Here is a 19,216-nt window from a genome sequence, read left to right as displayed (position 1 = left end):
CCATCTTAAATTATTCGCCAACAACCACTTTCGCAAAACGCATCACCTTATCGTTCAAGTAATATCCTTTCTCGATACAATCCAACACTTTTCCTTTCAACTCGGGAGCCGGAGCCGGAATCGTCGTCACCGCCTCGTGAATATCCGTGTCAAAGTCTGCATTCTCCGTCTCGATCTCCTTTACCCCGTTTTGTGTCAGGAATGTCTTGAAATTCGCGTATATCAAATCAACCCCTTCTTTCAGGGCAGCCACATCCTTCGTCATACTTATACTTTTCAAAGCTCTCTCGAAGTTATCCACCACGGGCAAAATATTAGTCAGTATCTGCTCCCCGGCACTCTTCGTCAATTCCATTTTCTCCTTCAAAGTACGCTTCCGATAATTGTCGAACTCGGCAGACAACCGCAGATACTTGTCATTCATCTCTACCAGCTTCTGACCCAATTCTTCCAGCTGATTCCCCTCCTTTTTAGAAGATTTATCCTTGTGAGATTTTTCTTCCGCCTCTTTCTCAACATTCTGTGACTCTTCCAGTTCTTCCTCGCGAGTCTCTTTCTTCTCTTCTGACATATCGTATATATTTTTTATGAATAAACATTTTAAGCTACTTTTTCTAAGCAAAATCCCTGCCAACAATCAATATGCCACATTGACAAACAAAACGAATGTCAATGTGGCACAATATGCTGCCACAAAGATACAACAATTAAGTGATTTACACCCTCAATCCAAAATCTAAAATTCACAACGTTCCATGATCCGCAAAACTATAATACCGGTCAGGACATACAATAATATGGTCCAACAGGACAATATCCAACAGCTTTCCAGCTTCCTGCACCTTTTTCGTCAAAGCGACATCCTGTGAACTCGGGCGATTATTGCCGCTAGGGTGGTTGTGGGCGATGACGATAGAGCAGGCTTTGGATTCCAGCACTTTTCGGAACACCATCCGGATATCGATAATCGTGTTTTCCATGCCTCCCGAGAACAACCGCTCGCATGACTTGATCCGGCAAGCACTCGATAGCGTAATCACCCAAAACTCCTCATGATCCAGATCGCCGATCAGCGGTTGCAGGTAATCGTACAAATCCCGGCTCGTCGTCAGCACAGGCTCTTCCCGGGCAGCAGCCAAAGCCCGGCGGCGCCCGATCTCCACGGCAGCAATAATCGATGCGGCTTTTGCCATCCCCACGCCCTTGTAACGGTTCATGAAATCCGTCACAGACAAGCGAGCCAGCACGTTCAGGTCATTATTACAATCGGCAAGGATACGCCGGGCAAGATCGAGGGCGGATTCCCCACCACTTCCCGACCGCAACAGGATTGCCAGCAACTCATTTGTAGAAAGCGTGGCGACACCGTTCGCCAGCATTTTTTCCCGGGGCTTGTCATCTTCCGCCCACGAGGACATCGGGATATATTCTCCAGCCATAATCTTATCTTTATAGCCGGAAAAGTAAACAATTTTCAAGAATAAAAAAAATCTCGAGAATAAATTCTCAAGATTACCCGACACATAAAAACGAAGGTAATGAACCTAGGCTCATTACCTGAATATCTTATGTCTATTACAATTACAGCTTATTCACGTGCAAAGCTAACTTCGACTTCAAGTTGGCAGCCTTATTTTTGTGGATAATGTTTTTCTTCGCAAGCTTATCTAACATAGATGAAACTTTCGGTAACAAATCCGTGGCGGCTTCCTTCTCCGTCAATGCACGTAGCTTTCTAACAGCATTTCTAGCAGTCTTCGCATAGTAGCGATTATGCAATTTTCTTTTTTCAGTCTGCCGTATTCTTTTTTCTGATGATTGATGATTTGCCATCTCTACAAATTAATTTAATTCAACTTTGTAGTCCGTACGGGAATCGAACCCGTGTTACAAGAATGAAAATCTTGCGTCCTAACCCCTAGACGAACGGACCATTAAAAAAACACTACCTTCTCGGTAGTCCGTACGGGAATCGAACCCGTGTTACAAGAATGAAAATCTTGCGTCCTAACCCCTAGACGAACGGACCATCGTTAAATCGATTACTATTAGCTTGGTAGTCCGTACGGGAATCGAACCCGTGTTACAAGAATGAGAATCTTGCGTCCTAGCCCCTAGACGAACGGACCATGCTTTGCTTTAGCGGTTGCAAATATACGGCAAATTTCATTCCCACCAAAGAAATCACTATTTTTTTTTCACTAACACACGCTTTTAGCGACAATTACGCCTCCAAAACGCTGAAAATCACACTCAACACGAAAGCAACGCCCTATTCCTAAAAGAGAAATATCGTCAAATCATGAATAAAATCATAGATATATTCCTACCTTTGCGGATATTAAATTGTTGAAAATTGAAACCTCTCTTTCAATTTTCAACTCTCAATTTTCAATTACTATGGCAAAACTATATCTTATACCCACCCCGGTCGGGAATCTCGAAGACATCACGTTAAGAGCACTCCGTATATTAAAGGAAGTACCTCTCATTCTTGCCGAAGACACCCGCACGTCAGCGAAACTGCTCAAGCACTACGAGATCAGCACGCCGCTACTCTCACACCACAAGTTCAACGAACACCAGCAAGTAAACCGCATTGCCGAACGTATCACTCGGGGAGAAGACGTTGCGCTGATTAGTGACGCGGGCACTCCCGGCATATCTGACCCCGGTTTCCTGCTCGTCCGCACATGCGTGGAACAAGGTATAGAAACTGAATGCCTCCCGGGAGCCACGGCATTCGTGCCCGCCCTCGTCAACTCGGGGCTTCCCTGCGACCGTTTCTGCTTCGAGGGATTCCTGCCCCAGAAAAAAGGGCGCCAGAAAAAACTCATCTCGCTCGCCGAAGAAGACCGCTCCATGATTTTCTACGAGTCCCCCTTCCGCTTGGTTAAAGCCCTGGAACAAATGGCTGAATTTTTCGGGGAAAACCGCCGTGCTTGTGTCGCCCGCGAGATCAGCAAACTATTCGAGGATTTTCAACGCGGCACTCTGAAAGAACTCATCACCCACTTCACCGAAACCGGAGTTAAAGGCGAAATCGTCATCGTCGTGGAAGGCAAACCCAAGAAAGAAATGGAGGAAGAAGAATAAAATAAATCGCACGCAACCGCACAAGTAGTTATAAAGAAGAAACCGCCATGAAAATGTGTAGTTTCCTGATTACACCGGGATCTCCCGATAACACCTCAGGATTCCATTATAGGATTCGTCCCACAGGTACATACCGTTTCCGCCGCAGGTATTATAAGATTTACAGCGGGCATATTTCCCGACACGAGTCCATTCATGGTTGTGGAAGAGTCGGTACCGCTCGTTCCATACTCTCGTGAAAACCTCCCGGTAGATATTACCCTGCACGAACGAACGGTTAATATTCGAACAAGCGGAAATTAACCGTTTCTTGCAACCGACAATGTGTATGCAATTCTGAGAGAAGAAACTAAAAACTGAACCAAGCTAGTGGCACTTCGTGAGCGGGGAGAAAGCGGCAGCATAAGCTATGTTCTCCCGGAAGACTGGGATACAGCAAAAGTCCACGCCTATTGCTCCGCAACCACGAAGAATGGCAAGAGCGCTTCTGACTGCAGCAACCTCGTTACCACGTAATGATTCATGGGATAAGGGAAGATGATTTAGGGTTATACCTCTAAAAGGCATCTTGATTTGAGAAGTTTCTAGGGTTATAGCCCTAAAAACTTTTCTCGTTATATCTTCTTGATCTTATTTACATTTTTGGCATTCGAAATACTTCCATACCCCGGCAGCGCAGACAGCACCCAGGAAAGGAGCCACTATGAACAACCACAATTGGCTTAAAGCCTTGCCACCCTCGAATAATGCCGGAGCGATACTTCTCGCGGGGTTGACGGAAGTTCCCGTCACGGGGATACAAACAATATGGATCAGCACTAGTGCAAGACCGATAGCCAGCCCGGCAAACCCGGCGGGAGCAGTGGCACTCGTGGAGCCCAGCACAACCAAAATAAAAATAAAGGTAAAGACAAATTCTGCCACGAAAGCAGGTATCACGTTACCCTCCCCGTACATATTCGCACCCGTTCCTTCCAGCCCCATTCCGGAAGCAATCACGTAAAGAATAGCCGAGCCGATAAGAGCACCGATCACTTGAAACAACATATACATTCCCGCATCCTTCCCGCTCATTCGTCCAGCCAAAAGCACACCTAGCGTGATCGCCGGATTGATATGGCAGCCGGAGATACCACCAATCGTGTAAACCATTGCCAACACGGACAAACCGAATGCGAATGCAATCCCGAGGAAACCTATTTCACTTCCAGCAATTACCGCACTTCCACATCCCATAAGTACCAGAACCATCGTTCCGATCATTTCTGCTAAATACTTTTTCATAATTCTTACTATTTAGATAAATTGTACATTTAGATGACAAGTTTAAGCAAAATATCTTTCCCTTATTCACATCCGCCATTATTTTTCACTATACCGAATGACAAGTCAAGCGACAAAACAAGAAAAGGTGCCCTTCACTAGGGCACCTTCACTTTTCTTTATAACTCACTATTTACTTCGAGAATTTTCGACCGTGGAATTGAGCGTTATCCCCTAATTCCTCTTCGATACGAAGCAATTGATTGTATTTTGCCATACGATCGGAACGGCTCAAAGAACCCGTTTTAATCTGACCGGAATTCGTGGCAACAGCGATGTCGGCAATCGTCGCATCTTCCGTTTCACCGGAACGATGTGAAGTCACAGACGTGTAGCCTGCACGATGAGCCATATCGATGGCATCCAACGTCTCGGTTAAAGTTCCGATCTGGTTCACTTTAATCAAAATCGAGTTGGCACAGCCCATCTCAATACCTTTCTTCAAATACTGCACGTTGGTCACGAACAAATCGTCACCCACCAACTGGCAACGATCACCGATACGCTGGGTCAGCAATTGCCAGCCTTCCCAATCGTTCTCGCTCATTCCGTCCTCAATAGAATCGATCGGGTAGCGGGCAATCAGTTCCTCAAGATAAGCCACCTGTTCAGCCGAAGAACGTTTGGCACCTGTCGCACCCTCGAACTTAGAATAGTCGTAAATACCATCCTTGTAGAACTCGGAAGAAGCGCAATCCAAACCGATCATCACGTCCTCTCCTGCCTTGTAACCAGCAGCCTCAATAGCTTTTATGATAGACTCCAACGCATCTTCAGTTCCATTCAAAGCAGGAGCGAAACCACCCTCGTCGCCAACAGCGGTACTCAATCCCCGGTCATGAAGCACTTTCTTCAGACTGTGGAATACTTCAGCTCCCATACGCAATGCCTCACGGAAAGACTCTGCCCCCACGGGACGAATCATGAATTCCTGAAAAGCGATTGGAGCATCAGAATGCGATCCCCCGTTAATGATATTCATCATCGGCACCGGCAAAACTTTAGCATTCACTCCGCCGATGTAACGATACAATGGCATTTCCAACGCATTAGCGGCAGCCTTGGCACAAGCCAAAGAAACACCTAACAAAGCGTTCGCCCCCAAGTTACTCTTGGTCGGGGTGCCGTCGAGTTCAAGCAATACCCGGTCGATGCCGACTTGGTCGGTAACTTCCATACCCAGCAAGGCGTCGGCAATCACCGTGTTTACATTGTTCACGGCTTTAGTCACTCCCTTGCCTCCATATCTTTTTTTGTCTCCGTCACGCAATTCCAATGCCTCATGCTCTCCGGTGGATGCACCCGACGGCACAGCTGCACGTCCCATCGCTCCACATTCCAAAAGAACATCTACTTCTACTGTCGGATTTCCCCTGGAATCCAACACTTCTCTTCCGATAACTTCAGTAATATACATTCTCTTTTTACTTTAAAAAGTTGGTAAATAAATTGTTGTGACTAAGGTACGTAAAACAAACGGAAAAGTCACATGAATTCGTTTATAAAGTTTTTTAAAGTTTATAAACAAAACGAGCGGAGGCGATTCATTTTAGATTTTACCGATTCTGTGATTAAAGAATCACCTAATCGGCAATCATTAAATCACAGAATCGATAAACCTTTTCTCATTATATTTGTCTTATTGTACGAAGATTCGACTTTAGCCCATAAAGTTTGACAAGGTCAATTAAATTGTGAAGGCAGATATTAAATTACCGTAAACAAAGCACCTGTAAGGTCTATGGCTTTATAGACGGCTATCGGCTCTTCGATGGAATGTTCAAAATTGTGTATGAAGTGTATGAGTAAAATGAAAGATGCTATTTTAGTCATCTTCCTGATCTTGTTGAGTACCGCCGGATTCTCCCAATCCGGGCAAACGGGAAACATCAAGGGGAAGATCATCGACGCTAAAACAAAAGAAGCCCTAGAGTTTGTAAACGTTAGTATCCGGACAAAGGATAAAAAGACATTGGTCACGGGAACAGTGACCGACTCCACCGGAGTGTTCCACCTGAGCAGGATTAAAAACGGGACTTATATTCTCGTGGCGTCGTATATCGGGTATCGTACCCTGGAGAAAGAAATCACGATCTCGCCGAAAGAAAGAAACATCAACCTGAGGAATATTCCCATGGAGGAAGACTCCCAAGCGATCAATGAAGTGCAGGTCATCGGGCAACGGGCACAAATGAGGTTCGAGATCGACAAAAAGGTATTCGACGTGGCTTCCAATATCTCACAGGCAGGCGGTTCGGCAAGTGACATTCTCGGCAACATCCCTTCCGTGGAGGTGGATAACGAGGGGGAAATATCCCTACGGGGCAATTCCAGCGTGACGATTTGGATAAACGGGAAAGCATCAGGGCTAACGGCAGACAACCAAGCGCAAATACTAGAACAAATCCCCGCGGAAAGCATCGAACGAATAGAATTAATCACGAACCCCTCCGCCAAATTCAGTCCGGAAGGGACATCCGGCATCATCAACATTATTCTAAAAAAAGACCGGAAAGCAGGATATTACGGGGGTATCCAAACGGGGGCAGACACGCAGGGAGGCTACAACGCCAGCGCCAGTATAAATTACAATACTGGAAAAGTAGAAAGCTATCTAAACGCCGGATACCGGAAAAGAAAATCGGAAAGCGAGGATAACACCAATCGGATAAACACGGACGAAGCGGGGAATGCCGTTTCCTACCTGAATCAAAAAGGAAAAAGCGACCGTAACGGCGGATCGGTCTTTGCCCGAGCGGGAGTCACGTATCATTTTACCCAAGCCGACCGCTTGAGCCTGGAAGCATTCGTACATCTCGGAAACCGGAAATCAGACAACACGATTCGCTACGAAAGTGACGTTCCGAAATCTTTCACCACGAGCGAACGGCTGACACATTCAAAAAACACCTCGAACGGCAGTAACATCAATTTGGACTACAAGCACGAATTCTGCAAAACGAGTAACTTCACCGCCCGTTTTTCATGGGATTTGTGGGAATCCGACGGCACGGACACGTACAAGCAACATTCGTCCTACACGGGAAACCGAGAAACTTCTTCCTGGCAAAAGCAAAAAAGTGACAACCGTACCCAATCCTGGGAACTTCAAGCCGATTACGTGAACGAATTCACCGAAGACAGTAAAATAGAAGCAGGTTACAAAGGTTCGCTCAGCAACCGGAAGAGTCCCGTGGAAACCTATTCGGGCACGACAGAAGAAACAGCCGTCCTGGATGAACTATTATTCAATAAATATATCTATAACCAGAATATCCACGCCCTTTATGCCACCTACTCGACCAAACTAAACCAGTTCGGGATACAAGCCGGACTGCGAGGTGAATACACGGCAACAGAAACCAAATCACTGGGCTACGGGCAACGCCAAAGCGACGTAAAACCTTATAAAGACGATTACTTCAGCCTGTTCCCCAGCTTGTTCCTCTCGTACAGTCTTCCGGAAAACAACGAAGTGCAAGTAAACTATACTCGCCGTATTTCCCGTCCCCGGGGATGGCAGCTGAACCCGTTCGTGAACATGACGGACTCCCTCAACATCTCGTACGGAAACCCGTACCTCGATCCGGAATTCTCCAATTCCTTCGAGGTGAATTATATCAAGAACTGGGAGAAACACACGCTGTCGCTATCGGCATACTACCGGAACACGGACGATGTTATCCAGCGCATCCGGTACCGCGAGGGCGATGTCATGAAAAGCACTTCTGCCAATATCACCCGGTCGTCGTCCACTGGAGCCGAAATTGTAGCAAAGAACAAGTTTTTCAACTTCTTGGATATTACCACCACGATGAACCTGTATTACAATAAACTGGACGGATTCTCGTACACGCCGGAGGGGAGCAACACCCCGGTAACTGGCGAAAAGGATGACAACTTCTCGTGGAATGCCAAAATGATCGCGAATGCCATGCTTCCTTACGCGATTTCCTTACAAGCGACCGGTAACTACAACTCCCGGCGAATCATCGCCCAAGGACATCGTAAATCCAATTACAGCATAGATCTGGGAGCCCGGAAATCGTTCTTCAACCGGAAAGTCACTTTCAGCGTGAACGTGCAAGATATACTCAATTCCCGTAATTGGCACAGCGTCACCTCGGGCAGCGGATTCCGGCAAGACAGCGATAGCATGAGAAAAGGACAGGTATTCCGCTTCGCCCTAAGCTACAACTTCGGGAATATGAAAGCCACCCCCAAAAAACAACAACGCCAACAAAACGAAATGAATGGAATGGAGGAAGAGTTTTAGTTTACCATTCAGATATAAAAATAACCCCGGATTCTCTCCGGGGTTATTTTTATATCTGAACCTAAATTATTCAGCTTTCGGAGCTTCCTCCTCAGTCTTCGGCGCTTCTTCAACCGGAATCTCAGCTACCGGAGTTTCTGCAACCTCAGCCTTAGGAGCTTCTTCCTTCTTGGCAGAAGTAGATCTTCTACGACGAGAAGTTTTCTTCACTTCTTCTTTCTTCACTTCCGTGTAAGTCGTATTGTAATCAACTAACTCAATCATACACATTTCCGCATTATCACCCAAACGGTTACCTAATTTCAAAATACGGGTATAACCTCCTGGACGGTTAGCGATCTTCTCCGCGATATCACCGAACATCTCAGCAACAACCTCCTTACGACGAAGATAAGAGAACACGGTTCTTCTAGAGTGAGTCGTGTCGTTTTTGGCTTTAGTCAAAAGCGGCTCAACATAGACCTTTAGGGCCTTAGCCTTAGCTAGTGTCGTTTGGATTCTCTTGTGAAGAATCAAAGAACAAGCCATGTTAGAAAGCAACGCATGTCTGTGCGAGCTAGTTCTACCTAAATGGTTAATTTTCTTATTATGTCTCATCTTACTTATTCTTTGTCTAATTTATACTTGGCAACATCCATACCGAATTCGAGGCTATTGTTTTCCAAAAGGGCTTCCAACTCAGTCAAAGACTTCTTACCGAAGTTTCTAAACTTCAACAAGTCGTTCTTATTAAATTGAACAAGCTCTCCTAAAGTTTCCACTTCAGCTGACTTCAAACAATTAAGCGCACGTACGGAAAGATCCATGTCCACTAATTTAGTCTTCAGCAACTGACGCATATGCAATACCTCTTCATCGAACTCTTCGTTTCCATATTTATCCTCTGTCTCAAGAGTAATCTTCTCGTCAGAGAACAACATGAAGTGATGGATCAAAATTTTAGCCGCCTCTTTCAACGCATCTGTCGGGTTGATAGAACCGTCGGTTTCGATCTCGAACACCAAACGCTCATAGTCGGTCTTACCCTCCACACGGTAGTTCTCAATTTCGTATTTCACGTTCTTGATAGGCGTGTAAATAGCATCAATAGGAATTACCCCAACTTCCGCATCTGCAGGCATATTCTCTGAAGCAGGAACATAACCTCGCCCTTTTTGGATAGTCAATTCTATCTCGAGGGTAGTGGCTGTATCCATGTTACAGATTACCAACTCCGGATTCAAAACTTCAAAGCTCTTCAAGAACTGGTTCATATCACCGGCAGTAAACGTTTCTTGTCCAGAAACGACAACAGTCAGCTTCTCAAACTCCACGTCCTCCACTTTTCTTTTCAACCGAACCTGTTTCAAGTTCAGAATAATCTCAGTCACATCTTCGATGACCCCCGAGATCGTAGCGAACTCATGATCTACACCTTGAATTTTAATACCGGTAATCGCAAAGCCTTCCAAAGAAGACAACAAGATTCTGCGTAGTGGATTACCAATAGTGATGCCGTAACCTGGCTCCAACGGGCGGAATTCGAATTTACCGAATCTGTCCGTTGATTCAAGCATGATTACTTTGTCCGGTTTCTGGAAAGCTAATATTGCCATATATATTTTTATTTTACTACTTAGAATATAACTCTACGATTAACTGCTCTTTAATGTTCTCCGGGATATCTGATCTTTCCGGTACATTAAGTAGTTTTCCACTCATAGCAGAAGCATCCCACTCTAACCAAGAGTATCTGCTACTTCTACTGCCTCTCAGTGATTCGTTAATCACTTCCAAAGCTTTAGATTTCTCTCTCACGGCAACAACATCTCCCGGACGAACATGACATGACGGGATGTTACATACGTGACCGTTAATAGTGATATGTCTGTGAGATACATACTGACGAGCAGCTGCACGCGTAGGAGCAATACCTAAACGATAAACTACGTTGTCCAAACGACATTCCAGCAATTGAAGTAATACTTCACCGGTAACGCCTTTGCTGCTTTCAGCTTTCTCAAACAAGATACGGAATTGTCTTTCCAACAAACCGTAAGTATATTTGGCTTTTTGTTTTTCTTTCAACTGAGTTCCGTACTCGGAAATCTTCTTTCTACGGTGAGCTATTCCGTGTTGTCCAGGAGGATAGTTACGACGTTCTAACGCTTTATCCGGTCCAAAAATGGGCTCACCAAACTTTCTTGCTATCCTAGACTTAGGTCCTGTATATCTAGCCATTTCTATTTGATTTTAAAAATTACACCCAATATTTAATTATACTCTTCTCCGTTTCGGAGGACGACATCCATTGTGCGGAAGTGGCGTAACGTCAACGATCTCGGCAACTTCGATACCGCAAGCGTGGATTGCACGGATTGCAGACTCTCTACCGTTACCCGGTCCTTTAACATATACCTTAACTTTTCTCATTCCCAAATCGAAAGCAACTTTACCACAATCGGTAGCTGCGGTCTGGGCTGCATAAGGGGTGTTTTTCTTTGATCCTCTAAATCCCATCTTACCTGCTGATGACCAAGAGATAACTTGTCCGTTAGCGTTAGTCATAGAGACAATGATGTTATTAAAAGATGAATGAACGTGTGCTTGTCCCACGGCTTCTACTTTAACTAGCCGTTTCTTGTTAGATGTAGACTTCTTTGCCATAATTCAATCTCTTATCAATTATTTAGTTGCTTTCTTCTTGTTAGCAACAGTTTTCTTCTTACCCTTTCTCGTACGGGCATTGTTCTTCGTACTTTGTCCTCTTACGGGAAGACCAAGACGATGTCTGATTCCTCTGTAACAACCGATATCCATCAGCCGTTTGATGTTCATTTGAACGGATGTTCTCAATTCTCCTTCTACTTTGTACCCATCATTGATGACCTTACGTACAGCAGCTAATTGATCGTCATTCCAGTCCTTTACCTTAGTGTCAAAATCGATGCCAGCCTTTTCTAAAATGGTCCTGGCACTACTTCTACCTATACCGAAGATATAGGTCAGAGCTATTTCCCCTCTTTTGTTGGAGGGCAAATCTACACCAACGATTCTTGCCATAAAACTCTTTTACGTTTTTACTTAATTAATAATCAACCCTGACGTTGTTTAAATTTCGGGTTCTTCTTGCAAATGACGAATAAAACGCCCTTTCTTCTTACAATCTTGCAATCAGCACTACGCTTCTTGACAGATGCTCTTACTTTCATTGCTCTACAATTTAATTTTTATATCTGAATGTTATCCTACCTTTCGTGAGATCGTAAGGGGACATATCCACTCTCACTTTGTCTCCCGGAAGTATCTTTATATAGTGCATCCGCATCTTTCCTGAAATATGAGCCGTTATAATATGCCCGTTTTCCAATTCGACACGAAACATAGCATTCGACAATGCTTCCGTTATCACTCCATCTTGCTCTATTGAAGGCTGTTTCGCCATAATTCAATTTTAGATTTTACGATTTTAGATTTTAAACCAGGTATTCAACACTCTACAATTTACAATCTAAAATTTACAATTTACAATTACTGTCTTCTATATATTCAAATGTTGACAAAATATCAGCTTCTCCCTTCCTGATAGCTATCGTGTGCTCGAAATGTGCTGCCGGCAAATGATCTCTTGTCTTAATCGTCCAACCGTCAGCCATCTGGAACACGTTACGCGCTCCCATGTTTATCATAGGTTCGATGGCTATCACCATCCCTACTTTCAACTTACAACCTTGTCCCCGGCGACCGTAATTCGGGACCTGAGGCTCTTCATGCAAATTCTTTCCTACCCCGTGTCCTACCAATTCCCTCACGACGGAAAAACCATTCGCTTCAGCATAGGATTGTACGGCATAACCGATATCTCCTGTCCTCATTCCCGCTACTGCCTGTTCTATCCCTTTATACAAGCTATCTTTCGTCACTTGCAAAAGTTTTTTCACTTCCTCACTGATCTCCCCGACAGCAAACGTATAGGCGCTATCCCCGTAAAACCCGTTCTTCACGACCCCACAATCAACGGATACGACATCACCTTCCTCTAAACGACGAGAGGACGGAATTCCATGAACCACTTCGTCATTCACTGAAATGCAAAGTGTGTTCGGGAAACCTCCATACCCGAGAAATCCGGGAATGCCACCGTTGGAACGGATAAAATCTTCCGCTATCTTGTCCAACTCTAAAGTCGAAATACCCGGGCGAATGTGTTTGGACACCTCACCCAGAGTCTTTCCTACTAATCGGTTGCTTTCCCGTAATAACTCAACTTCCTCCTGTGTCTTTAAAAAAATCATGCCGCAAAAGTACAATATTTTTCTTTAATACGCAGCAGGTCCTCCAGGATTTTTACCTTTGATCCGCCCGGACTTCATCAACCCGTCATAGTGACGCATCAACAAGTGGGACTCGATTTGCTGTAATGTATCTAATACTACACCCACCAAAATCAACAAAGATGTACCTCCATAGAATTGGGCAAACTGATGGTTCACGCCGGATAATTGGGCGAAAGCCGGAAGGATTGCCACAAATCCCAAGAAAATAGATCCCGGAAGTGTGATTCTCGACATAATCGTATCAAGGAACTCCATCGTTTTTCTTCCCGGTTTTACCCCCGGAATGAATCCACCGTTCTTCTTCATATCCTCTGACATCTGCATCGGATTGACCGTGATAGCCGTGTAGAAATAAGTAAACGCGACAATCAACACAAAGAAGGTAAAGTTATACCAGAACCCGGTAAAATCGGAGAATGCCGCAGCGAACCAAGACAACCCCTCTGCATTGGAGAAGTTAATCAAGGATACCGGCAACAACATAATAGCCTGAGCGAAGATGATAGGCATAACCCCGGCAGCGTTTATCTTCAACGGAATGTATTGACGAACACCACCGTATTGTTTGTTACCCACGATTCTCTTGGCGTACTGTACAGGCACTTTACGCGTACCTTGAACAAGCAGAATGGAACCGCAAAATACCAGGAACAATATAATCAACTCGATCAAGAAAGCCACTAATCCTCCTCCTTGTTGAGTTACTCTAGAAGTTACTTCGGCAACAAAAGCGAACGGTAAACGAGCGATGATACCAATCATGATGATGATGGAAACACCATTACCGATTCCCTTGTCTGTAATTCTCTCTCCCAACCACAGGACAAACATAGATCCCGCTGCCATAATGACAATGGAAGGAAGTTGGAATTGCCAAAAACCAGTAGACACGAAAGCCTCTACAGGCACCTGAGCTTTTAAGTTTGTAAGATACGCTGAACCTTGTAATACCAGGATCACCAAAGTAAGGTACCGCGTGATTTGGTTGATCTTACGTCTACCGCTCTCGCCTTCTTTTTGTAAGCGCTGGAAATAAGGAACTGCAATTCCCAATAACTGCACCACGATGGAGGCGGAGATGTAAGGCATAATACCCAAAGCAAATACCGACGCGTTCGAGAACGCTCCCCCCGAGAACATATCCAACAAGCCTAAAACGCCGGTGGAAGTCTGGTCTTTCAAGGCCTGCAAGCCGTGAGGGTCGATACCAGGCAGTACGATCTCTGTTCCTAACCTGTAAACGAGAATAAGCCCAAGCGTAGTAAGAATCCTAGTCTTGAGCTCCTCTATTTTCCAAATGTTCTTTAATGTATCAAATAACTTCATAAGTTCTTTCTTTTAAGGCATTGATTTGGGTTTTTGTTAAAGTTGCTTCAAAAATAGTAATTCTATTTTAAAAACAACTTTAAACTCCCAAATTTTTAATCTTACAATTTAACTACCGTTCCGCCCGCAGCCTCGATAGCAGCTACAGCCTTAGCAGAGAAAGCATTAGCTTTCACCTCTAGCTTAGTAGTTAACGCTCCATCACCTAATACCTTAAGAAGATCGTTCTTAGACATTAATCCGGCTTGAATCAAAACGTCTCTGTCAATTACTGTAAGATTTTCTCTTTCAGCCAAATCCTGAAGCATCCCTACATTAATAGCTTTATAATCTACTCTATTTACATTTTTAAAGCCAAATTTCGGTACACGTCTCTGCAAAGGCATCTGTCCTCCCTCAAAACCGATCTTAGATTTAAAACCTGATCTTGATTTCGCACCTTTATGTCCTCTTGTAGAAGTACCTCCTTTTCCGGAACCTTGACCGCGACCAATTCTTTTCTCACTGTGAGTTGATCCGGCAGCCGGTTTTAAGCTACTTAAATCCATTGTATACTATCTTTAAAATAGGTTCGACAATTACTTTACATCCTCCACGCGTACCAAGTGTTTAATCTTGGCTACCATACCCATGATCTGGGGTGAAGTTTCGTGTTCAACACTACTGCTCACTTTCCCGAGGCCTAATGCGTTCAAAGTAGCAATCTGACGTTTGTCGCTGCCACATCTACTCTTTACCAGTGTAATTTTAATCTTTGCCATCGTTCTTTCAGTTTTAACCGTTAAACACTTTGTCAAGACTAATGCCTCTCTGTTGAGCTACCATGCGAGGATCTCTCAATAACTTCAAAGCTGCAAAAGTAGCTTTTACCAAGTTATGAGGGTTAGATGATCCTTTAGATTTTGCCAACACGTCTTTTATTCCGGCACTCTCCAATACGGCACGCATAGCACCTCCGGCTACCAGCCCGGTACCTGAAGAAGCGGGACGCATAAACACGGTTGCACCGCTATATTTAGCCTCTTGCTCGTGAGGAAGGGTTCCTTTCAAAACAGGCACTTTAATCAAATTCTTCTTCGCGGCTTCAACACCTTTTGAAATAGCAGTTGTCACCTCGTTAGCTTTACCTAACCCGTAACCTACCGTACCATTTTCGTCGCCTACCACCACGATTGCAGAGAAACTGAAGGTTCTACCTCCCTTGGTAACCTTAGTTACGCGGTTGATAGCCACCAATCTGTCTTTCAATTCCAAGTCTGCACTATTAATCTTCTGTTCCATGCTTGCCTACTTTTAAAAATTAAGACCACCGTTACGAGCTGCATCTGCTAATGCTTTCACTCTTCCGTGATACAAATACCCGTTTCTGTCAAACACAACAGAGTCGATCCCGGCTGCCTTTGCTTTTTCAGCAATCATCGCACCCAACAATTGAGCCTGTTCTGTTTTGTTGCCTTTTTTCTCAGCGATCTCTTTGCAAAGAGAGGTTGCTGCTACTAATGTCTTTCCGGCATTATCATCAATCAACTGAGCAGAGATTTGTTTGTTTGAACGGAATACAGACAAACGAGGTCTCTCAGCTGTTCCGAAGACTACTTTACGTATTCTTCTTTTTATTCTTATTCTTCTTTCTACCTTAGTTAAAGCCATAACATTACTTTTTTACAGGTGATTAAACTTTAGCTGATTTACCAGCCTTACGACGAAGAACTTCACCCACAAACTTAATACCTTTACCCTTGTAAGGCTCCGGCTTACGGAATGAACGGATCTTAGCCGCTACCTGACCGATAAGTTGTTTATCGCAACTTTCCAGCGTGATAATCGGGTTAGCACGTTTTTCATTGAGTACACTCACCTTCACTTCATTCGGTAATACCAGGAAGATTCCGTGTGAATAACCTAATCCCAATTCAAGAACCTGACCTTCAGCGTTAGCGCGGTAACCGACTCCGACCAACTCTTGTTTGATCGTGTAACCTTCAGAAACACCTACAACCATGTTATGAATCAAAGCACGATATAATCCGTGCATGGCTTTATGAGCTTTATCTTCTGACGGACGCTCAACGATTACGTGAGCTCCTTCCACTTTCACGATCATTTCTCCGTGTACGTCCTGAGAAAGTTCTCCCTTCGGACCCTTTACGACGACCGTGTTATTAGGATTTACAGTTACTGTAACCCCTTGTGGTATATCTATTGGTAATTTTCCTATTCGTGACATTTTCCGCCCTTTTTATTAATAAACATAGCACAATACTTCACCGCCAACATTCTTCTGGCGAGCTTCTTTATCAGACATTACGCCCAATGACGTTGACAAAATCGCGATACCCAATCCGTTCAACACGCGAGGCATATCCTCTACGTTTGTGTAACGTCTCAGACCCGGTTTTGAAACACGTGTCAATGTCCTAATGGCGGGAGCCTTAGTCTCGGGATGATATTTCAAAGCGATTTTGATATTGCTTCTGACACCATCTTGCTCAAATTTGTAATTCAGGATATATCCTTTTTCCTTTAAGATCTTGGTCATTTCCCGTTTCATTTTTGACCCGGGGATATCCACAACTTTATGACCTGCTTTCACTGCATTTCTAATGCGAGTAAGGAAATCTGCTATTGGATCTGTCATTTCTCTAATTTTTTTAAATATTACCAACTAGCCTTTTTAACTCCAGGTATAAGTCCCGCTGAAGCCATCTCGCGGAATTGAATTCTGCTTATACCAAATTGTCTCATGTACCCTCTCGGTCTTCCGGTCAGCTTGCATCTGTTGTGCAAACGAATGCGACTGGAGTTCTTAGGTAGAAGGCTCAGACCCACGTAGTCACCTTCCTCTTTTAATTTAGCTCGTTTCGCAGCGTACTTTTCTACCAATTTTGCACGCTTCACCTCACGGGCTTTCATTGATTCTTTTGCCATTTCGCTTTTTTTTAGTTCTTTTTAAATGGTAATCCAAATTCTCTTAGAAGAGCAAAAGCCTCTTCGTCGGTATTAGCCGAAGTTACAAAAGTGATATTCATACCCATGATCTTGTGGACAGAATCCAACACGATTTCCGGGAATATGATTTGCTCTTCTACTCCTAATGTGTAATTTCCTCTTCCGTCAAGCTTATTGTTAATTCCCTTGAAGTCGCGGATACGCGGAAGGGCGGAAACAATAAGTCTTTCTAAAAATTCATACATACGTTCTTTACGTAAAGTTACTCGCACGCCGATCGGCATTCCTTTACGCAATTTAAAATTAGAAACGTCCTTAGTTGATTTACAGGTAACGGGTTTCTGACCGGTGATGGTAGCGATCTCGTTTACCGAAAATTCAAGGATTTTCTTATCCTGGATGGATGATCCCACGCCCTGATTGATTACTATCTTCTCCAATCTGGGTGCTTGCATAACTGACTTGTATCCGAACTCTTTCATCAAAGTCGGTACAATTTCTTCGCTATACTTCTTTTTGTAATTTGGTACGTATTTCATTTATAATATTTGTTACTATGCCTCACGGCATATCATTTTCATTTTGCGGCTGCAAAACTACAAATTAAAATTATAAATTGCAAGTTGCTCTAAAACAACCTGCAATTTTATTTATTCTTACTTCAATTCCTGACCGGATTTCTTAGCGTATCTCACTAATTTTCCTTCTGCATTCCGGCGGCGTCCGATCTTGGTCGGCTTACCGGTTTGCGGGTCAACCACGTTCAAGTTAGAAATGTGGATAGGAGCCTCTTTCTTAACGATTCCTCCTTGCGGGTTAGCTGCATTGGGTTTGGTATGTTTGCTTACCAGGTTGATCCCTTCAACAATGGCTCTTTGCTTGTCCGGAATCATTTCAAGTACCTTTCCCTGCTTCCCTCTGTCTTCTCCTGCATTTACCTGAACTAAGTCACCTTTCTTTATATGAAACTTTTTGCTCATCGTATAAATTATTTATGATTCATGATTTACGATTTATGACTTCAAGACTTCCGATCATTATTCAATCTAAAATCTAAAATCATAAATCTAAAATCTTAAAGTACTTCGGGGGCTAAAGATACAATCTTGGTATAACCCTCACGAACTTCTCTGGCTACAGGCCCGAAGATACGAGTTCCTCTCATTTCTCCCGCGTTGTTCAACAACACACAAGCATTGTCATCAAAGCGGATATAAGATCCGTCCGGACGTCTGTACTCTTTGCTTACACGAACTACCACTGCCTTGCTAACGGTTCCTTTTTTGATATCCCCGTTCGGGATGGCGTTCTTCACGGTAACAACGATTTTATCGCCTACGCGTGCGTATCTTTTCTTGGTTCCACCAAGAACACGGATACAAAGCACTTCTCTAGCGCCGCTGTTATCGGCTACGGTCAATCTACTCTCTTGTTGTATCATGATTACTTAGCTCTTTCAATGATTTCAACTAATCTCCATCTCTTGGTCTTGCTCAAGGGACGAGTTTCCATAATTCTTACTGTATCCCCGATGTTACATTCGTTCTTCTCATCGTGGGCAGTGAACTTTTTGGTCTTGCTGACGAACTTCCCGTAAATCGGGTGCTTCTCCTTAAAGTGAACTGCAACCGTGATAGACTTGTCCATCTTGTTGCTTACCACAAGACCGGTACGCTCTTTTCTAAGATTTCTTTCCATTTTCTACTACTTGTTTAATTCACGCTTGCGTAACTCCGTCATCAATCTAGCGATATTTCTTCTTGTAGTCCGAATTAACATCGGGTTCTCAAGAGGAGAAACAGCATGGTTCATCTTCAACTTCGTCAAGGCAGATTTTTCTGTCCCGATCTTCTCTTTTATCTCTTCAGTGGTTAAATCCTTAATTTCTGATGTTTTCATTTCTCTTACATTTTTTCGTTTCGAAATTCAA

29 protein-coding genes and 3 tRNA genes are annotated in these 19,216 nt (G+C 43.9%); 2 read left to right on the top strand and 30 right to left on the bottom strand.

The window, feature by feature from the left end; translation table 11 throughout:
• Positions 1 to 10: 10 nt before the first annotated feature.
• The 6 genes from BN8899_RS10105 to BN8899_RS10080 form a co-directional block, all read right to left on the bottom strand.
• On the bottom strand, positions 11 to 571 hold the full coding sequence (locus BN8899_RS10105; RefSeq protein ID WP_065219288.1) for a nucleotide exchange factor GrpE: 561 nt from the start codon (positions 569 to 571) through the stop codon (positions 11 to 13).
• Between the two features lie 172 nt (positions 572 to 743).
• A complete protein-coding gene (gene radC / locus BN8899_RS10100) occupies positions 744 to 1,439 on the bottom strand; it encodes a RadC family protein (RefSeq protein WP_018337652.1) in 696 nt (231 codons plus the stop codon).
• Positions 1,440 to 1,581: 142 nt separating this feature from the next.
• Complete coding sequence (rpsT, locus tag BN8899_RS10095) at positions 1,582 to 1,833, bottom strand: 30S ribosomal protein S20 (RefSeq protein WP_018337653.1); 252 nt, start codon at positions 1,831 to 1,833, stop codon at positions 1,582 to 1,584.
• A 28-nt stretch (positions 1,834 to 1,861) separates the two neighbouring features.
• Positions 1,862 to 1,933: transfer RNA gene (locus BN8899_RS10090), tRNA-Glu, on the bottom strand.
• 24 nt (positions 1,934 to 1,957) lie between these two features.
• Positions 1,958 to 2,029 (bottom strand) — tRNA-Glu (locus BN8899_RS10085).
• A 25-nt stretch (positions 2,030 to 2,054) separates the two neighbouring features.
• Positions 2,055 to 2,129, bottom strand: a tRNA-Glu gene (locus BN8899_RS10080).
• A gap of 271 nt (positions 2,130 to 2,400) precedes the next feature.
• On the opposite strand from BN8899_RS10080, the gene rsmI reads away from it, so the two are divergent.
• On the top strand, positions 2,401 to 3,096 hold the full coding sequence (rsmI, locus tag BN8899_RS10075) for a 16S rRNA (cytidine(1402)-2'-O)-methyltransferase (protein WP_026207490.1): 696 nt from the start codon (positions 2,401 to 2,403) through the stop codon (positions 3,094 to 3,096).
• Between the two features lie 69 nt (positions 3,097 to 3,165).
• On the opposite strand, the gene BN8899_RS20730 is transcribed toward rsmI, so the two are convergent.
• From BN8899_RS20730 to eno, 3 genes are all read right to left on the bottom strand, one after another.
• A complete protein-coding gene (locus BN8899_RS20730) occupies positions 3,166 to 3,363 on the bottom strand; it encodes a hypothetical protein (protein ID WP_148375365.1) in 198 nt (65 codons plus the stop codon).
• A 363-nt stretch (positions 3,364 to 3,726) separates the two neighbouring features.
• Positions 3,727 to 4,380: an aquaporin gene (locus BN8899_RS10070; RefSeq protein WP_065219287.1), complete on the bottom strand. Its 654-nt coding sequence runs from the start codon at positions 4,378 to 4,380 to the stop codon at positions 3,727 to 3,729.
• A 172-nt stretch (positions 4,381 to 4,552) separates the two neighbouring features.
• On the bottom strand, positions 4,553 to 5,836 hold the full coding sequence (gene eno / locus BN8899_RS10065) for a phosphopyruvate hydratase (protein ID WP_065219286.1): 1,284 nt from the start codon (positions 5,834 to 5,836) through the stop codon (positions 4,553 to 4,555).
• A 384-nt stretch (positions 5,837 to 6,220) separates the two neighbouring features.
• Here eno and BN8899_RS10060 point away from each other — a divergent pair, with 384 nt between their 5' ends.
• The gene (locus tag BN8899_RS10060; RefSeq protein ID WP_065219285.1) at positions 6,221 to 8,695 is read left to right on the top strand and encodes a TonB-dependent receptor; all 2,475 of its coding nucleotides are present in this window, start codon (positions 6,221 to 6,223) and stop codon (positions 8,693 to 8,695) included.
• Positions 8,696 to 8,761: 66 nt separating this feature from the next.
• Here the strand turns inward: BN8899_RS10060 and rplQ are convergent, their stop codons facing one another.
• From rplQ to rpmC, 21 genes are all read right to left on the bottom strand, one after another.
• The gene (gene rplQ / locus BN8899_RS10055; protein ID WP_026207493.1) at positions 8,762 to 9,292 is read right to left on the bottom strand and encodes a 50S ribosomal protein L17; all 531 of its coding nucleotides are present in this window, start codon (positions 9,290 to 9,292) and stop codon (positions 8,762 to 8,764) included.
• Positions 9,293 to 9,297: 5 nt separating this feature from the next.
• Positions 9,298 to 10,290 carry a DNA-directed RNA polymerase subunit alpha gene (locus tag BN8899_RS10050; RefSeq protein WP_018337659.1) on the bottom strand — a complete coding sequence of 331 codons (993 nt, stop codon included), beginning with the start codon at positions 10,288 to 10,290 and terminating at the stop codon, positions 9,298 to 9,300.
• A 16-nt stretch (positions 10,291 to 10,306) separates the two neighbouring features.
• Entirely contained in the window at positions 10,307 to 10,915 is a 609-nt protein-coding gene (gene rpsD / locus BN8899_RS10045; protein WP_065219284.1) for a 30S ribosomal protein S4, read from the bottom strand.
• A 36-nt stretch (positions 10,916 to 10,951) separates the two neighbouring features.
• Positions 10,952 to 11,341, bottom strand: a complete 390-nt coding sequence (rpsK, locus tag BN8899_RS10040) for a 30S ribosomal protein S11 (RefSeq protein ID WP_018337661.1) — start codon at positions 11,339 to 11,341, stop codon at positions 10,952 to 10,954.
• An 18-nt stretch (positions 11,342 to 11,359) separates the two neighbouring features.
• Positions 11,360 to 11,737, bottom strand: a complete 378-nt coding sequence (gene rpsM / locus BN8899_RS10035; protein ID WP_018337662.1) for a 30S ribosomal protein S13 — start codon at positions 11,735 to 11,737, stop codon at positions 11,360 to 11,362.
• A 32-nt stretch (positions 11,738 to 11,769) separates the two neighbouring features.
• Positions 11,770 to 11,886, bottom strand: coding sequence for a 50S ribosomal protein L36 (gene rpmJ / locus BN8899_RS20400; RefSeq protein WP_018337663.1), 117 nt, complete (start codon positions 11,884 to 11,886; stop codon positions 11,770 to 11,772).
• An 11-nt stretch (positions 11,887 to 11,897) separates the two neighbouring features.
• On the bottom strand, positions 11,898 to 12,119 hold the full coding sequence (gene infA, locus BN8899_RS10030) for a translation initiation factor IF-1 (RefSeq protein ID WP_018337664.1): 222 nt from the start codon (positions 12,117 to 12,119) through the stop codon (positions 11,898 to 11,900).
• A gap of 73 nt (positions 12,120 to 12,192) precedes the next feature.
• Entirely contained in the window at positions 12,193 to 12,969 is a 777-nt protein-coding gene (gene map, locus BN8899_RS10025; protein ID WP_065219283.1) for a type I methionyl aminopeptidase, read from the bottom strand.
• Between the two features lie 24 nt (positions 12,970 to 12,993).
• Entirely contained in the window at positions 12,994 to 14,337 is a 1,344-nt protein-coding gene (gene secY, locus BN8899_RS10020; protein ID WP_018337666.1) for a preprotein translocase subunit SecY, read from the bottom strand.
• A gap of 101 nt (positions 14,338 to 14,438) precedes the next feature.
• Positions 14,439 to 14,885, bottom strand: a complete 447-nt coding sequence (gene rplO, locus BN8899_RS10015; protein ID WP_018337667.1) for a 50S ribosomal protein L15 — start codon at positions 14,883 to 14,885, stop codon at positions 14,439 to 14,441.
• Between the two features lie 30 nt (positions 14,886 to 14,915).
• On the bottom strand, positions 14,916 to 15,098 hold the full coding sequence (gene rpmD / locus BN8899_RS10010; protein ID WP_018337668.1) for a 50S ribosomal protein L30: 183 nt from the start codon (positions 15,096 to 15,098) through the stop codon (positions 14,916 to 14,918).
• 13 nt (positions 15,099 to 15,111) lie between these two features.
• Positions 15,112 to 15,618, bottom strand: coding sequence for a 30S ribosomal protein S5 (gene rpsE, locus BN8899_RS10005; RefSeq protein ID WP_018337669.1), 507 nt, complete (start codon positions 15,616 to 15,618; stop codon positions 15,112 to 15,114).
• Between the two features lie 12 nt (positions 15,619 to 15,630).
• Positions 15,631 to 15,987, bottom strand: a complete 357-nt coding sequence (gene rplR / locus BN8899_RS10000; RefSeq protein WP_018337670.1) for a 50S ribosomal protein L18 — start codon at positions 15,985 to 15,987, stop codon at positions 15,631 to 15,633.
• Between the two features lie 22 nt (positions 15,988 to 16,009).
• Positions 16,010 to 16,564, bottom strand: coding sequence for a 50S ribosomal protein L6 (gene rplF, locus BN8899_RS09995; RefSeq protein WP_018337671.1), 555 nt, complete (start codon positions 16,562 to 16,564; stop codon positions 16,010 to 16,012).
• A gap of 15 nt (positions 16,565 to 16,579) precedes the next feature.
• Positions 16,580 to 16,975, bottom strand: coding sequence for a 30S ribosomal protein S8 (gene rpsH / locus BN8899_RS09990; RefSeq protein WP_018337672.1), 396 nt, complete (start codon positions 16,973 to 16,975; stop codon positions 16,580 to 16,582).
• Positions 16,976 to 16,995: 20 nt separating this feature from the next.
• Positions 16,996 to 17,265 carry a 30S ribosomal protein S14 gene (gene rpsN, locus BN8899_RS09985; protein WP_065219282.1) on the bottom strand — a complete coding sequence of 90 codons (270 nt, stop codon included), beginning with the start codon at positions 17,263 to 17,265 and terminating at the stop codon, positions 16,996 to 16,998.
• Between the two features lie 11 nt (positions 17,266 to 17,276).
• Positions 17,277 to 17,825 carry a 50S ribosomal protein L5 gene (gene rplE / locus BN8899_RS09980; protein ID WP_018337674.1) on the bottom strand — a complete coding sequence of 183 codons (549 nt, stop codon included), beginning with the start codon at positions 17,823 to 17,825 and terminating at the stop codon, positions 17,277 to 17,279.
• Between the two features lie 117 nt (positions 17,826 to 17,942).
• Positions 17,943 to 18,266 (bottom strand): 50S ribosomal protein L24, encoded by a 324-nt coding sequence (gene rplX / locus BN8899_RS09975; RefSeq protein WP_018337675.1) that lies wholly within the window; start codon positions 18,264 to 18,266, stop codon positions 17,943 to 17,945.
• A gap of 95 nt (positions 18,267 to 18,361) precedes the next feature.
• Entirely contained in the window at positions 18,362 to 18,727 is a 366-nt protein-coding gene (gene rplN / locus BN8899_RS09970; RefSeq protein ID WP_018337676.1) for a 50S ribosomal protein L14, read from the bottom strand.
• Between the two features lie 2 nt (positions 18,728 to 18,729).
• Positions 18,730 to 18,984, bottom strand: coding sequence for a 30S ribosomal protein S17 (gene rpsQ / locus BN8899_RS09965; RefSeq protein ID WP_018337677.1), 255 nt, complete (start codon positions 18,982 to 18,984; stop codon positions 18,730 to 18,732).
• 6 nt (positions 18,985 to 18,990) lie between these two features.
• Positions 18,991 to 19,185, bottom strand: a complete 195-nt coding sequence (rpmC, locus tag BN8899_RS09960; RefSeq protein WP_018337678.1) for a 50S ribosomal protein L29 — start codon at positions 19,183 to 19,185, stop codon at positions 18,991 to 18,993.
• Positions 19,186 to 19,216 lie beyond the last annotated feature (31 nt).

Source organism: Butyricimonas sp. Marseille-P2440 (assembly GCF_900091675.1).
Lineage (GTDB): Bacteria > Bacteroidota > Bacteroidia > Bacteroidales > Marinifilaceae > Butyricimonas > Butyricimonas synergistica.
The sequence above is the reverse complement of the archived record's forward strand: the minus strand, read 5'-3'. Positions and strand labels throughout refer to the sequence as shown.